This is a genomic window from Psychrobacillus sp. FSL K6-4615 (assembly GCF_038008225.1).
In the GTDB taxonomy this organism is placed as follows: domain Bacteria; phylum Bacillota; class Bacilli; order Bacillales_A; family Planococcaceae; genus Psychrobacillus; species Psychrobacillus psychrotolerans.
Window position 1 is genome coordinate 1,527,872 of record NZ_JBBOYQ010000001.1, and the last position, 14,506, is coordinate 1,542,377.

Genomic DNA, 14,506 nt, shown 5'->3' on the forward strand with positions numbered 1-14,506 from the left:
GAGGAAGTCAATCACAATCATCCGCAAGTATCAGTACATTAAGAGCGAGTATTCAGCAATTTGAACGTAAGTAAAAGACGTCTCTCTCCAAATCCCTATAAACACTATTAACCATCATAAAAAAGGTAGCATGACGTAAACTCAGTTACGTCAGCTACTCTTTTTTTATCTTCCTAAAACACAACTCAAAAAATATACTCAATCGCTTTTAGCGGATCAGGATGGTTCAGTGCAATTAGTAAAGCAAGGCGAGCTTTTTGTCCATTTAATCCTTGCGCAAAAATTACACCTGCATCTTTAAGACCTTTTCCACCACCTTTATAACCATACACATCTTGCGCAATTCCATTAAAGCATCTGGAAACTAATACAATCGGAATCCCTTTATTTAATGTTTCTTCTATCACAGAGACAAGGCGAGGGGGTACATTTCCTTGCCCTAAACCTTCCAATACTATTCCATCATATCCAAGATCAATCGATGCTTGTAGCAAGTCTGGCTCCATTCCTGCATACACTTTAAACAATGCAACTTTTTTATCGATATGCTCAATTGGAAAAACAAGACGATGATTGGGAGAATGGTGAAAATGTACTATTGATTTAGATATAAATCCTATTGGACCATATTGCGGACTCTGAAAAGTACTAACATTGCTAGCGTGAGTCTTCGTCACATTTTCTGCAGTATGTATTTCATCGTTTAATACCACTAGTACACCTTTCATTTTTGCATCATCCGAAGAAGCCACTTGTATCGCTGATAACAAGTTATATAGCCCGTCAGCTCCTATCTCATTGGATGAACGCATGGCACCTGTAAGGACAATGGGAATGTCCGTATCTACTGTGAGATCCAAAAAGTAGGCAGTCTCTTCTAATGTATCTGTACCATGTGTAATAACAACCCCATCAATATTGTCCGATAAAATGTATTGGTCAATAAGCTGTTTTAGCTCCATCATCTCGATAGGCGTTATATGAGGAGAAGGGAGATTAAAAGCATCTATTTCCACAATATTAGCTAATGATCTAAGTTTTTCTGCCTCGATTAAAAGTGGATTTTGATCTGCTGGTACAACAGCTCCTGTTTCTGCATGTACTTGCATGGATATCGTACCACCTGTGTGAATTAATAAAATAGTTTTCATAGTGAGTAAGTACCTCCCAAAATTTGCGTATTTAAGGTATAATAGTAATAATGAAATGGAAGGAGTAAGTTTATGTTTATACTACTTTCCGTTGCAATAGCCCCTGCTTTAGCACTGTTAAGCTATTTTTACTTGCGAAAAGAAATTTCTGCAGAACCCTCCAGATTATTGTTACATACATTTATATATGGCGCCATATTAACGTTTCCAATTTTATTTATTCAACATGTTCTTCAAGAGGAACAGATCTTTTCTTCTCTATTTATCCATCAAGCTATTGTAACGAGTGCACTAGAAGAGTTTTTTAAATGGCTAGTTCTAATTGTCGCTATCTACAAACATGTGGAATTCGATGATCCCTATGATGGCATATTATATGGTGCTAGCGTAGCACTAGGTTTTGCGACTGTGGAAAATATACTATATTTATTGAACTTTGGTATGGATGAAGCTATCTTACGTGCAATTCTACCTGTTTCCAGTCATGCGCTATTTGGTGTTTTAATGGGATATTATATCGGTAGAGCGAAATTTACTACTTTAACTAAATCTCGTTATGAAATATTGTTTGCATTAATAGCACCGCTGTTCTTACATACTATTTATAATAGTATATTAAGTATTACAGGACTAGAGCTTTTATTGATGGTACCATTCATGTTGTTTTTGTGGTTGTTTAGTTTATCCAAAGTTAAAAAAGCTCATGTTCTATCTCGTAGAAAAAGATATGCAAATCATGAATATTATGTAGAAGAAAAAGTCTAGCAAATGCTAGACTTTTTTTGTATAATTTGGCGCATCTTACTCCATGCTAAGAAAAAAGGAGAGATGTCGTTTGAAACAACTAAAGTACATCCTGATTAGTTTACTATTTTGTACATTCAGTTATTCGTTTATCAGTGAGCAACCAACTACCCAGGCTTTTTCTGCTCAGACATTAGAACGAGGTGCCTATGGAGACGACGTTATTGAACTCCAGGCAAGATTACAGTATATCGGATTTTATAAGAGTGAGATAGATGGCAAGTTTGGTTATAGTACCTACTGGGCATTGAGGAATTTCCAGGAAAAATACGGTCTGCCGATAGATGGACTATTAGGACAAGACACTAAGAAAAAACTAGTAGGTGTTTCGGATTACGATAAAGAATTTGTACACGAACAGATAAATAAAGGGAATAGTTTTACGTATTACGGTGGGATTGATTTAGATAAACAAGTAAAGAACAAAAAAGAAGAAAGCACAAATATGCAATTGCCACCACAATATTCGGAAAAAGATTTGAAATTGATTGCAAATGCTGTATATGGAGAGGCACGTGGAGAGCCTTATGAAGGACAAGTGGCAGTTGCTGCGGTAATTCTAAATCGTGTTGAACATCCTGAATTTCCAAATACAGTTTCGGAAGTTATCTTTCAACCTTTAGCATTCACTGCAGTAGCGGATGGACAAATTTGGCTTGAGCCAAATGAACGGGCTAAAGAAGCGGTATTAGATGCACTCAACGGTTGGGATCCTACCGAAAATGCTATTTATTACTTTAATCCGGAAACAGCAACTAGTAAGTGGATTTGGAGCCGACCACAAATTAAAACAATTGGACAGCATATATTCTGTTCATAAGGAGATAAAATGAAAAAAATTATATGGGTTATCGTGTCTTCTGTTGCTGTAGTCTTCCTTGTGTATCATTTCTCTGTTCAGTCTCAAAATAATAGGCTTGAGAATGCATTAGCAGTACAATATTCAAATCAATTGACCTCAGCTTCAGAGAAATTGACGAAGCTAACAGAATCCGTAGATCAGACAATGCTGTTTACCGATAAGGAAGCATTAGAGCAGCCTTTAGATGATGTGTGGAGGATTTCCTCGGATATAAGAACTTCGATAAGTGCATTGCCGATAAATAACGAAACATCTGCTATATGGATGAATTATCTAAACAGATTAGGAAATGGTGCTGCACAGGTCAAAGACGGCAAGGTTCCTATTGAAGAATGGCAAAAAAATATGGCTGGTGCTAGAGAAAACTTGCAGGAACTTTCAAATCAGTGGGCATTTACAAACAAAGACGGTGGGAGTAAGGATTATATCGTTAAAGCATTTGTTCAGAACAAATTAGATCAAGGTGGTGAAAAGAGTTGGAAGTCACTAGGTAACTCTGTAAAAGCTTATACAGAAAGCGATTTCCCAATGACTGCAAGTGAAGCGGATCAACAAAAGAAAAAAGATTTACAGCATATTAAAGACGCCGATATTACATCAGCGGAAGCTAAAGAAAAGTTTTTTAAATTGTTTCCAGAATTTAAGGATTCAAAGATTCACATAACGGAAAGCTCACAGGATGCTCCTTATCCTTTTTATCATATCCAATTTCATGAAGGTATTCGTATAGGATACGCAGATTTGACTAAAAAAGGCGGACATTTACTATCCTTTTTATTGGAAAGACCTTTTGAAAAGACGACTATAACGGTGCAGCAGATGAAAGATAAGTCCGCTGAGTATATTAAAACTTTAGGATTTACTGACACGGAGATGGTTGAATATCGTGAAAATTCGATTGCTTGGCATTTATCATTTGCAAGAAAAGCGGAGGATAACGATGCTTTAATTTATGCAGATGGAATCCAATTAAAGATTGCAAAGGATAATGGAGAATTGCTTGGCTTAAATGCGATGGAATACATTCAAAAAGAAAAAATTGATAAACAAAAAATAGTGCCAATCAATAAAGAAGAGCTTTTTTCAAGTAACTTTTCGGTAGAAGAAGAGCGATTAGCATATGTGGAAAATAAACAGCTACAACAACGTTTGGCCTATCAATTGATAGCTGTAAACGAGTCTATTGGCACATATAAAATTTATATTGATACCGAAAACCACGAAATTTTACATGCAGAAAAACTTCCGTAGAGCTTTTTTCTATAGAATTATATCCATTTCAGTGTCATAATAGAAAATATATTATGACACTGAAAGAGGATTGCCTATGAAAATCAAACTTGGTACACAATTAATATTGGAGCCAACCTTTACGGATAAAACGGAAAAATATCATTGTAAAGTTGTGGATTTAGATGATCAATTTATATATATCGACTATCCGATGGATACACTTTCCAATAGAACAGTTTTCCTAATGGATGGTATGCAGCTTAGAGCGAGCTTTGTAGAAGAATCTAAAGCCGTTTATGCATTTCAAACAGAGGTGCTAGGTAAAAAGTCTCAGAAAATACCGATGATTAAGCTTGCATTACCGCCGGATTCGGAATTTTTACGAATTCAGCGAAGAGATTTCGTCCGCGTTAATACTTCTATTGATATATCCGTTCAATTCGAAGAGGAAAGATACCAATTTGTCACAGATGATATAAGCGCTGGAGGAACAGGAATTATCTTAAACACGCCAGTTAACTTTCAAGCAAGTGACGAAGTTTCCTTGCTAATTCCGTTATTGTTTAATAATGGAGATATTAAATACGTCTCCACACTAGCGCAAGTGATTAGAATATGGGATAAAGGTTCTTTAACCATCGCTTCTTTACATTTTACGGATACAGATGACCTAGACAAACAACAAATTGTAAGATTCTGTTTTGAACGTCAACTATTGATCCGGAAGAAAACATTGAGTTAAATCAAAATAGAGGTTACCCAGAAGTTAAACTTTTGGGTAACCTCTTCAAATTTGAAGGAAAAAACAAGTTACATTTTAGAAGCTTGCTTTTTCCTCATTAATGCTGTTCTATGATAAAATGTATAGGAATAGAGTGGAGGCAAATAAAGTGAAAAAACAAATACAAATAGCCATAGATGGCCCAGCAGCAGCAGGTAAGAGCACGATAGCAAAAAAAACCGCAGAGTTATTAGGTTATACATATGTAGACACAGGTGCAATGTACAGGGCAATCACGTATAAAGCATTACAACAAAACATAGATTTGCTAGATGAAGATAAATTAACTGCTTTATTAAAAGAAACTATAATTGAGTTAAAGCCTTCTCCAGAGGGTCAATTAGTATTTCTTGACCAAGTGGCTGTTACGGACGAAATTCGTTCTAAAGAAGTAACATCTTCTGTATCGGCTGTTGCTGCACATGCAACGTTACGGGAAGAAATGGTTAAGAGACAAATGCAAATGGGTAAAAACGGTAGCATCGTGATGGATGGTAGAGATATAGGTACCCATGTATTAAAAGATGCTGAGCTGAAGATATTTATGAGCGCCAGTGTAGAAGAAAGAGCGAATAGAAGATATTTAGAAAACCAAAATAGAGGAATTGAAACAAACTTAGAAGAACTTAAACAAGAGATTGCTTTACGAGACAAGCTAGATAGTGAAAGACAAGCATCGCCATTGATCCAGGCAGAAGATGCTATTTATATAGATACAACATTATTAACAGTTGATGAAGTATCGAATAAAATTATGCAACTAGCAAAAGAAAGGATGTCTTAATTTGAATCTATATTCGTTTGCAAAGACGGTTGTTTTTTCAGCATTAAAACCACTTTATAGATTTGAAGTTATTGGAACAGAACATTTCCCGAAAGATGGAGGGATTTTGTTATGTTCTAATCACATTAATGCTTTGGATCCACCGGTGGTAGGCATACTAGCCCCACGACCTGTGCACTTTATGGCAAAAGCAGAATTATTTAATGTACCACTTTTAAAAGGTATATTACCTGGCGTTAACGCCTTCCCGGTGAAAAGAGGGCTAAGTGACCGAGACGCACTTCGAACAGCTATTAAACTCTTAAAAAGTGGGGAAGTTGTAGGTTTATTTCCGGAAGGAACTAGAAGTAAAGATGGAAAGCTAGGAAAAGGATTTAGTGGAGCAGGGTTCTTTGCTTTACGCGGGGAAGCTAATGTTGTTCCTTGCGCAATAATTGGCCCATATAAACCTTTTAAAAAGTTGAAGGTAGTTTATGGTGAACCAATTGATATTGCGCCGTATCGTGAAAGAAAAGCTTCTGCAGATGAAGTGACTGAAAAAATAATGGAAAAAATAGCTGAGTTATTAGAAGCGCATCAGTCTAAATAGTTAGAATCTTTTCGTTTTTAAAGTGCTTCCTTTTGTAATTCTGTATCAATTCGCATAAAATAGAATAGAAACGCTGTGAAGGAGGAATATCATATGTCAGAAGAAATGAACTTAAACGACACGAATGAGTTTAAAGAGGGTGAACTAGTAAAAGCAACGGTTGCACAAGTAGATGAAAAGTCTATCATTGTAACAATTGAAGGAGCACCTTTTGACGGGATAGTACCTATAAGCGAACTATCTAGCTTGCATATTGAAAAAGCATCCGACTCCGTTTCCATAGGTGACGAATTAGAATTAATGATTACCAAAGTGGAAGAAGCTAACTTTGTCCTTTCTAAAAGAAGAGTAGATGCAGAAAAAGCTTGGGATAGACTAGAAAAACAATTCCAATCTGGAGAAATAATTGAAACAGAAGTAAAAGAAGTTGTAAAAGGCGGATTAGTAGTAGATTTAGGTGTCCGTGGATTTATACCTGCTTCCCTAATAGAGGATCATTTTGTAGAATCCTTTGAAGATTATAAAGGGAAGGTAATGACCTTTAGAATTGTAGAACTTGAAAAAGAGAAAAATAGACTTATCCTGTCCCATAAAGCAGTTGTTGAAGCTGAAAAATCTGTTAGCAAACAACAAACATTTGAGTCCATTAAAAGTGGTGATATCTTGACGGGTACAGTACAACGTTTAGCTTCGTTTGGCGCATTTGTCGATATAGGTGGAGTAGATGGACTTGTTCATATTTCACAAATTTCGTACGAGCATTTAGATAATGTTACAGACGTTTTAACCGAAGGGCAAGAAGTTAAAGTAAAAGTATTATCGATCGATCGCGATGCCGAAAGAATTTCTTTATCCATCAAAGATACACTGCCTGGACCTTGGTCTGTGGTGGAAGAAAAAGTGGCAAAAGGAGCAACACTTACTGGGAAAGTGAAGCGTCTTGTTTCATACGGTGCATTCGTAGAAGTATTCCCAGGAGTTGAAGGTTTAGTGCATATTTCGCAAATTGCACATAAGCATATTAGCAATCCACATGAAGTTTTAAAAGAGGGCGAAGAAGTACAAGTTAAAGTACTAGATGTTAATAGTGCTGAAAAACGTCTCTCCTTAAGTATTAAAGAATTACTTGAAAATGAAGATAAATACAACATAGAAGATTATCAAATGCCAGAAGAATCACGTGGGTTTTCTATAAGTGATGTATTAGGAGACAAGCTGAAAGGCTTCACTAATAATAACTAACATAATATACTATCTTAAACAGGTGACTTCAATAAAGTCGCCTGTTTTTGTCTTTTTGTTGTATAATACAACATAGACGAAGTTGGAAGGATGAAAAAGTAATGACAAAACCAGTAGTAGCAATCGTTGGTAGGCCTAATGTCGGCAAATCGACTATATTCAATCGAATCGTAGGAGAGCGTGTATCTATCGTGGAAGATATTCCAGGTATTACACGTGATCGTATATATAGTTCTGCCGATTGGTTAACACATGAATTTAATATCATTGATACAGGTGGTATAGAACTTAGCGACGAACCGTTTTTAGAACAAATTAAGCAACAAGCAGAAATAGCGATGGACGAAGCAGATGTAATCATCTTCTTAACTAACGGTCGTGAAGGAATTACAGCAGCAGATGAATATGTTGCAAAAATTTTATATAAAACGAAAAAACCAATCGTTTTAGCTGTTAACAAAATTGACAATCCGGATATGCGTGAAATGCTTTATGACTTTTACGCTTTAGGACTGGGCGAACCTTTCCCAATCTCAGGTTCTCATGGACTTGGTCTAGGAGATTTACTAGATGAAGTAGCGAAAAACTTCCCAGATGTAGAAGATGTAGACTACGGGGAAGAAGTTATTAAGTTTTCTCTAATTGGGCGTCCTAATGTAGGGAAATCTTCTTTGGTCAACGCATTTTTGGGGCATGATCGTGTAATCGTAAGTGAAATAGCTGGGACAACAAGAGATGCGATTGATACGGAATACTCTTTTGATGGTCAAGAATACGTAATGATTGATACAGCAGGTATGCGTAAAAAAGGGAAAGTATATGAAACAACTGAGAAATACAGTGTTTTACGTGCATTAAAGGCGATTGAACGTTCTGACGTTGTTTTAGTTGTTCTGAATGCTGAAGAGGGTATTCAAGAACAAGATAAAAAAATTGCTGGTTACGCTCATGAAGCCGGTAAGGCAGTTATTATCGTGATGAACAAATGGGATGCTATTGAAAAAGACGATAAAACGATGAATGTAATGACAAAGAAAATTAGAGATCATTTCCTATTCTTGGATTATGCTCCGATTGTTTTCGTTTCTGCTAAAACAAAACAACGTGTTCATGCACTTCTACCGGTTATCAATCAAGTAAGTGAAAATCATGCAATGCGTGTTCAGTCATCTGTTCTGAATGAGGTTATAGAAGATTCTGTTGCAAGAAATCCGGCTCCAACTGATAAAGGGAAACGTCTGCGTATTTACTATGCAACTCAAGTGGCTATCAAACCACCAACTTTCGTGGTATTTGTTAATGAACCTGAGATGATGCATTTTTCTTATGAAAGATTTTTAGAAAATCGTATTAGAGAATCCTTTGACTTTGAAGGAACTCCAATTCGTATTATTACGCGCGCAAGAACTTAATCCTATTAGTTTTAAAGGAGCGAAATAGCGATGGAAAAAGTAACTGTACTGGGTGCAGGAAGCTGGGGAACAGCCCTAGCTATGGTTCTTGCAAACAATGAACATGACTGTTTACTGTGGTCCCATAGAGATGATCAGGCAACAGAAATAACTACAAATCATACCAATAAAAAATATTTACCTGAGACTATCTTACCGACTAATTTAAAGGCTACTAGTGACTTTCAGCAAGCGATTCAACATGCAAATGTTATTGTCATTGCTGTTCCCACTAAAGCTATTAGAGAAGTTTGCCAAAATATGCTACCTTTTTTGGCTGAAAAGAAGCTATTTGTACATGTTTCGAAAGGTATTGAACCTGATTCCCTAAAAAGAATATCAGAAATGATTGCGGAAGAACTGTCAGAGGATGTTACAGAAGCAATCGTTGTATTGTCTGGGCCTAGTCATGCAGAAGAGGTTGTCTTAAAGCATCCAACAACGATAACAGTTGCAAGTGAAAATATGGTTGCTGCCGAAAAGGTTCAAGACTTGTTTATGAACAAATCTTTCCGTGTCTATACTAACGACGATGTAATTGGCGTAGAAATTGGAGCAGCACTCAAAAATGTAATTGCTTTAGCTGCAGGGATAGTAGATGGATTAGGTTACGGTGACAATGCAAAAGCTGCACTCATTACGAGAGGTCTAGCTGAAATCTCCCGTTTAGGTATTAGTCTAGGTGCTCAACCTTACACGTTCTCTGGATTAACAGGCATGGGTGACTTAATTGTAACCTGCACTAGTGTGCATTCTAGGAATTGGCGTGCTGGTAATATGTTAGGTAAGGGAGCTACACTTAATACAGTGTTAGAAGAGATGGGTATGGTTGTAGAAGGTGTGCGTACTACAAAAGCAGCATATCAACTAGCTACAAAGCAACAAGTGGACATGCCAATTACTAAAGCTCTGTATTCTGTCTTATTTGAACAGGTCAACCCTAAAGAGGCTGTAGACATTCTTATGCATCGTACAAAGAAGCATGAGTTAGAAGATTATAAAACGTTCTAAAATTGTCACAAATGGAAAGAGTTGTTGTTAAAAACAACTCTTTTTTGACTGTATACTAGACATATTATTATTAAAGCTTCTTTAACATGTTCCTTCTGAACTTTTTGTTATACTCTGTCTAGTTCCTGTACAATGTATGTTACAGAAGCCTTTAGTCAGAATTACATAGGCGCTTGCTCAATTCTAGTATGTTATACTTTTTTATTGTAGAAAGGTGTGGAAGTTGTTGTGGTGTTATTAGTTTCATCTATGGATAAAATGTGGATATCGTTTGGATCTATGGGTTGTATGTTTTTAGCTATGGCTTTTATGTTTTTTGTAAAGACAAAACTAAAGAATAAATTATTGAAATTTATATTAGGTTTGATCGCTTACATATTATTGTTTATAGGTTTCATTACGATGATCTATATTATATCTAACCCAACTAAGGCTTAGTAAGGAGATTCCTATGAAAAACTTTAAACTTATTGCTGTGTTCATTATGATAACGGTTTTCTTAGCAGGATGCGGTTATAAAAGTGGTTATGAGCCTGAAAATTTATTGCCATATGAGGACCAACTAACTGCAGTTCAAACTGCTGTTGACAGTTTTCAAAAAGATTCCGGTGGACTTTTACCGATAAAAACGCGTGATATGGAAACAGATCAATATATTAAATACCCAATCGATTTTAGCAAAATTATTCCATCAAAGCTTGGAAAGGCTCCTGCCAATTCTTATGAGGCTGGGGGGATCTATCAATATGTACTCATGGATGTAGAAGAGAATCCTACGGTTAAGTTAGTAGACCTACGTATTGCAGATACGTTGCGTGATATTAACCATCGAAAGAGTATAAATGGATTTGGTCCTATAGCTGAAACGATTGTAGATGGCGTATATAAGCTAGATTTCAAAAAAATGGGTTATGACAGCGAGTTAACTGTTCAAAGCCCTTATTCTGATACTCAGTTGCCTATAGTGGCTACTGGTGATGGGGAAGTCTATGTAGATTACTCCATCGAATTGAATAGACTACTTCAGGAATCTGATAAGAAAATAGAGCCAGGAGATGATATTCGGTTTTTGTTAACGGACAAATTTGCGATTGTGCCAGCATACTCTCTGCCTTATACTGTAAATGAAAAGAATGAACCTGTTTTTATGATGAATGAATAAATAATAAAAATAGGGCTAAAAGGTATTGTTTCTTTTAGATAATTCCTTTTTCTATCGTTTTCAAAGATCTTTGAACAGAGGTTGGTTGTGACGGACGTCATGACCGGCCTCTGTTTTATGCGTTTGTTTATCCGTCGCCCTCATAGAAACAGATTTCTACGTTTCGTGATTTAGCAAGTCTGTAGGAGGCCTCTGCTTAAAGTAAAAAAAACAAAGCGCTATTATTTGTTGAATTATTATGTTTCCTAATGCTTGTTACATATTTACTTTCTTAATCTTTGTAAAAAGACGTTTCGTGCAATATGCATGAAACCTTTTTTTTGTGCATATATTAAATTGCTAAGAAAGGAGAGTATCCATGTCGAGTAAACTGTATGAACAGATAGCAGAAAGAACGAATGGTGATGTGTATATTGGTGTAGTTGGCCCTGTCCGAGTAGGTAAATCGACTTTTGTAAAACGAGTAATGGAGCTAGTAGTAATTCCTAATATTCAAGAAGAGGCCGAGCGTCTACGTGCACAAGATGAATTGCCGCAAAGTTCACCAGGTAATGTGATTATGACAGCTGAGCCTAAATTTGTGCCGGCACACGGGACAAATATACATCTAGGAGAAGACCAGCTACGCTTACAAATCAGACTAGTAGATTGCGTCGGTTACATGATTGACGGCATTAAAACACATTCTGGTGAAGAAGGTCAAAAGTTGGTGCACACCCCATGGCATAGCGAAGCAATACCTTTTGAGGAAGCTGCTAGGATTGGGACAGACAAAGTAATTAGAGATCATTCTACAATTGGAATTGTTGTTACGACAGATGGATCTGTTAATAATATTCCTCGGATGGCCGTTGAAAGTGCAGAACAACAAATAATTACCCAATTGAAAGAAATTGGTAAACCATTTGTTATCGTTCTAAACAGCAAAAATCCAGGTCATTTAGAAACAATTCAATTAAGTGAAGAATTACAAAGACAACATGAGGTTCCAGTAATTGCAACTGCCGTTGATCGCATGACTGCTGAGGAAATTCAATACATACTCCAACAAGCACTCTATGAATTTCCGATCACGGATATTGAATTAGTTAAGCCTGATTGGACGGATGTATTAGAACCAGATCATTTTGTCAATAATGCAATCACTTCCTCGTTACAGGAGTGGCTACAATTAGTATCCAAAATGAAAGACGTAAAGGAATTAGCTTCTAGATTTAAGCAAGTTCCTTTTATACAATCTGCAGAAGTGGTTGAGGCTAACCCCGGCAGAGGATCGGCATGTATACAAATTGGCTTAAAACCCGAAGTATTTCAAGAGGTTTGTGATGAGTGGCTAGATGAGCCTATTGAATCGAAAAAAGACTGGCTGTTATTCGTAAAAGAGGCATCTACTGCTAAAAAGGCTTACAATAAATTCTCAGAAGCTCTAGAAGCTGCAAAGAAACATGGCTACGGCGTATCGTTACCAACTATACAAGATTTTCAGCCAACAGCACCAGAGATTATTAAACAGAATAATTTCTATGGTGTCAGTTTAAAAGCAAAAGCCGCATCTCTCCATATTATTCGAGTGGATATGGAAGCAGAATTTGCTCCATTAATAGGGTCAGAGTTTCATAGTCAGCAATTATTAAAAGATTTAAAACATGGTTTTTTACATGACAGAGATGCTTTATGGCAAACGCAGGTTTTTGGTACTTCCCTAGTCGAAGTTTTAAAAGAAAGTTTACGATATAAAACAGAGAGTGTTTCTGATGTTGCGAAGAAAAGAATGCGAGAAACGATTGAAAGAATGGTTAATGAAGGTGATCGAGGGATGGTCACATTTATATTGTAAATCCAACACAGGGCTTTTTGCGACTATGCAAAAAGTCCTGTTATTGCGTTAAATTGCCCTTTTTTTGAGGAAACTTAGCGAAACTCGTGCAAATAGTGTTGCGTAGGATTTTTTGTTGTGATACTCTTTTTACAGGATTGAAGCTATCTTCCTTTGAGAGGAGGTGAATGGTATGAATAAAACAGAACTAGTTAACTCTGTTGCAGAAGCTACAGAACTTTCTAAAAAAGACGCTTCAAAAGCTGTTGAAGCTGTATTTGAATCAATTCAAACTGCTCTTGCAGATGGCGAAAAAGTTCAATTGATTGGTTTCGGAAACTTTGAAGTTCGTGAACGTGCTGCACGTAAAGGACGTAACCCACAAACAGGTGAAGAAATCGACATCGCTGCAAGCAAAGTACCTGCGTTTAAACCAGGTAAAGCACTTAAAGACGCAGTTAAATAACTGATGTTGTAGTACATAGAACGGTTATTGTGGAGCTTGCTTCACGGTAACCGTTCTTTTCAATTAAATGCTAATCTCAGATTGTTCGATAAACTTCTAAAAGAAATTTCAATAATTTAAAGAAATCTAATATACAAATATTTGCTAATGATAGAGCGACCGGGATAAATTTATTTATTATAAGCATTTCATATGCTAAGATGCAATTGGTATAATACATAGTTTTAGGGGGTCTACAGATGACAAATGTCGATCTGAACAAAATAGAAGAAGCGGTCAAAATGATTTTAGAAGCAGTTGGGGAGGATCCTAACAGAGAAGGATTGTTGGATACACCTAAAAGAGTTTCTAAAATGTACGCAGAAATGTTCGAAGGCTTACATCAAGATCCAAAAGAATATTTTAAAACCGTATTTAACGAAGATCATGAAGAGTTAGTTTTAGTGAAGGACATACCATTTTACTCCATGTGTGAACATCATTTAGTTCCTTTCTACGGAAAAGCACATGTGGCATATATTCCTCGAAATGGTGTAGTTACTGGTTTGAGTAAACTTGCCAGAGCTGTCGAAACAACCGCGAGACGTCCTCAATTACAGGAAAGAATCACTTCAAGCGTTGCAGATGATATAATGCAAATGTTAAATCCGCATGGAGTTTATGTAGTAGTGGAAGCAGAGCATATGTGTATGACGATGCGAGGTATTAAAAAACCTGGTGCCAAAACAATTACTGCGGTAGCGCGTGGAATTTTAGAAACAGATGATGTTAAACGCTCAGAAATACTTTCATTCATAAAGATGAAGTAACACCTTTGGATGTCGGCTTTAGAATATGGTATGATGGAAAAAGACTGTGAACAAAGGAGACTATAAAATGTCTAGTTCAGATTATATTGTGATAAAAGCTGAGGAAGATGGAGTTCATGTAATTGGTCTTACAAGAGGAACGGATACTAAATTTCATCATTCTGAAAAACTGGATAGTGGCGAAGTAATGATTGCTCAGTTTACAGAACATACATCAGCTATAAAAATTAGAGGAAAAGCATCCATTCATTCATCGAATGGAATTATACAATCCGATTCTAAAAAGTAGTTATTAATATAACCATATAGACAGATTAAGCGCGGTTGGGAAATGGAGTAAGGTGT

16 protein-coding genes are annotated in these 14,506 nt (G+C 36.4%); 15 read left to right on the forward strand and 1 reads right to left on the reverse strand.

The window, feature by feature from the left end:
- Positions 1-185: 185 nt before the first annotated feature.
- The gene (locus MKX53_RS07340) at positions 186-1,151 is read right to left on the reverse strand and encodes an asparaginase (protein WP_093534785.1); all 966 of its coding nucleotides are present in this window, start codon (positions 1,149-1,151) and stop codon (positions 186-188) included.
- A 72-nt stretch (positions 1,152-1,223) separates the two neighbouring features.
- Here MKX53_RS07340 and prsW point away from each other — a divergent pair, with 72 nt between their 5' ends.
- The 15 genes from prsW (at position 1,224) to mtrB (ending at position 14,450) form a co-directional block, all read left to right on the forward strand.
- Entirely contained in the window at positions 1,224-1,916 is a 693-nt protein-coding gene (prsW, locus tag MKX53_RS07345) for a glutamic-type intramembrane protease PrsW (RefSeq protein ID WP_093534783.1), read from the forward strand.
- Between the two features lie 43 nt (positions 1,917-1,959).
- Entirely contained in the window at positions 1,960-2,775 is an 816-nt protein-coding gene (gene sleB, locus MKX53_RS07350; RefSeq protein WP_419958320.1) for a spore cortex-lytic enzyme, read from the forward strand.
- A 9-nt stretch (positions 2,776-2,784) separates the two neighbouring features.
- Positions 2,785-4,068, forward strand: coding sequence for a PepSY1/2 domain-containing protein (locus MKX53_RS07355; RefSeq protein WP_340910276.1), 1,284 nt, complete (start codon positions 2,785-2,787; stop codon positions 4,066-4,068).
- A gap of 76 nt (positions 4,069-4,144) precedes the next feature.
- Positions 4,145-4,792 carry a flagellar brake protein gene (locus MKX53_RS07360; protein WP_340910281.1) on the forward strand — a complete coding sequence of 216 codons (648 nt, stop codon included), beginning with the start codon at positions 4,145-4,147 and terminating at the stop codon, positions 4,790-4,792.
- Positions 4,793-4,940: 148 nt separating this feature from the next.
- Entirely contained in the window at positions 4,941-5,615 is a 675-nt protein-coding gene (gene cmk / locus MKX53_RS07365) for a (d)CMP kinase (RefSeq protein WP_175496167.1), read from the forward strand.
- Position 5,616: 1 nt separating this feature from the next.
- Positions 5,617-6,204: a lysophospholipid acyltransferase family protein gene (locus MKX53_RS07370; RefSeq protein ID WP_093534775.1), complete on the forward strand. Its 588-nt coding sequence runs from the start codon at positions 5,617-5,619 to the stop codon at positions 6,202-6,204.
- Between the two features lie 93 nt (positions 6,205-6,297).
- The gene (gene rpsA, locus MKX53_RS07375) at positions 6,298-7,446 is read left to right on the forward strand and encodes a 30S ribosomal protein S1 (protein WP_340910284.1); all 1,149 of its coding nucleotides are present in this window, start codon (positions 6,298-6,300) and stop codon (positions 7,444-7,446) included.
- A 101-nt stretch (positions 7,447-7,547) separates the two neighbouring features.
- Positions 7,548-8,858: a ribosome biogenesis GTPase Der gene (der, locus tag MKX53_RS07380; RefSeq protein WP_340910286.1), complete on the forward strand. Its 1,311-nt coding sequence runs from the start codon at positions 7,548-7,550 to the stop codon at positions 8,856-8,858.
- A 30-nt stretch (positions 8,859-8,888) separates the two neighbouring features.
- Entirely contained in the window at positions 8,889-9,908 is a 1,020-nt protein-coding gene (locus MKX53_RS07385) for an NAD(P)H-dependent glycerol-3-phosphate dehydrogenase (RefSeq protein WP_340910288.1), read from the forward strand.
- 258 nt (positions 9,909-10,166) lie between these two features.
- The gene (locus MKX53_RS07390; protein ID WP_340764432.1) at positions 10,167-10,346 is read left to right on the forward strand and encodes a DUF2768 family protein; all 180 of its coding nucleotides are present in this window, start codon (positions 10,167-10,169) and stop codon (positions 10,344-10,346) included.
- 13 nt (positions 10,347-10,359) lie between these two features.
- On the forward strand, positions 10,360-11,070 hold the full coding sequence (locus tag MKX53_RS07395; RefSeq protein WP_340910291.1) for an LptM family lipoprotein: 711 nt from the start codon (positions 10,360-10,362) through the stop codon (positions 11,068-11,070).
- A gap of 358 nt (positions 11,071-11,428) precedes the next feature.
- The gene (spoIVA, locus tag MKX53_RS07400; protein WP_093534765.1) at positions 11,429-12,907 is read left to right on the forward strand and encodes a stage IV sporulation protein A; all 1,479 of its coding nucleotides are present in this window, start codon (positions 11,429-11,431) and stop codon (positions 12,905-12,907) included.
- Between the two features lie 172 nt (positions 12,908-13,079).
- Entirely contained in the window at positions 13,080-13,352 is a 273-nt protein-coding gene (locus tag MKX53_RS07405) for an HU family DNA-binding protein (protein WP_093534763.1), read from the forward strand.
- A gap of 239 nt (positions 13,353-13,591) precedes the next feature.
- On the forward strand, positions 13,592-14,161 hold the full coding sequence (folE, locus tag MKX53_RS07410; RefSeq protein WP_093534761.1) for a GTP cyclohydrolase I FolE: 570 nt from the start codon (positions 13,592-13,594) through the stop codon (positions 14,159-14,161).
- A gap of 67 nt (positions 14,162-14,228) precedes the next feature.
- A complete protein-coding gene (gene mtrB, locus MKX53_RS07415) occupies positions 14,229-14,450 on the forward strand; it encodes a trp RNA-binding attenuation protein MtrB (RefSeq protein WP_093534759.1) in 222 nt (73 codons plus the stop codon).
- The last annotated feature ends 56 nt before the right edge of the window (positions 14,451-14,506 follow it).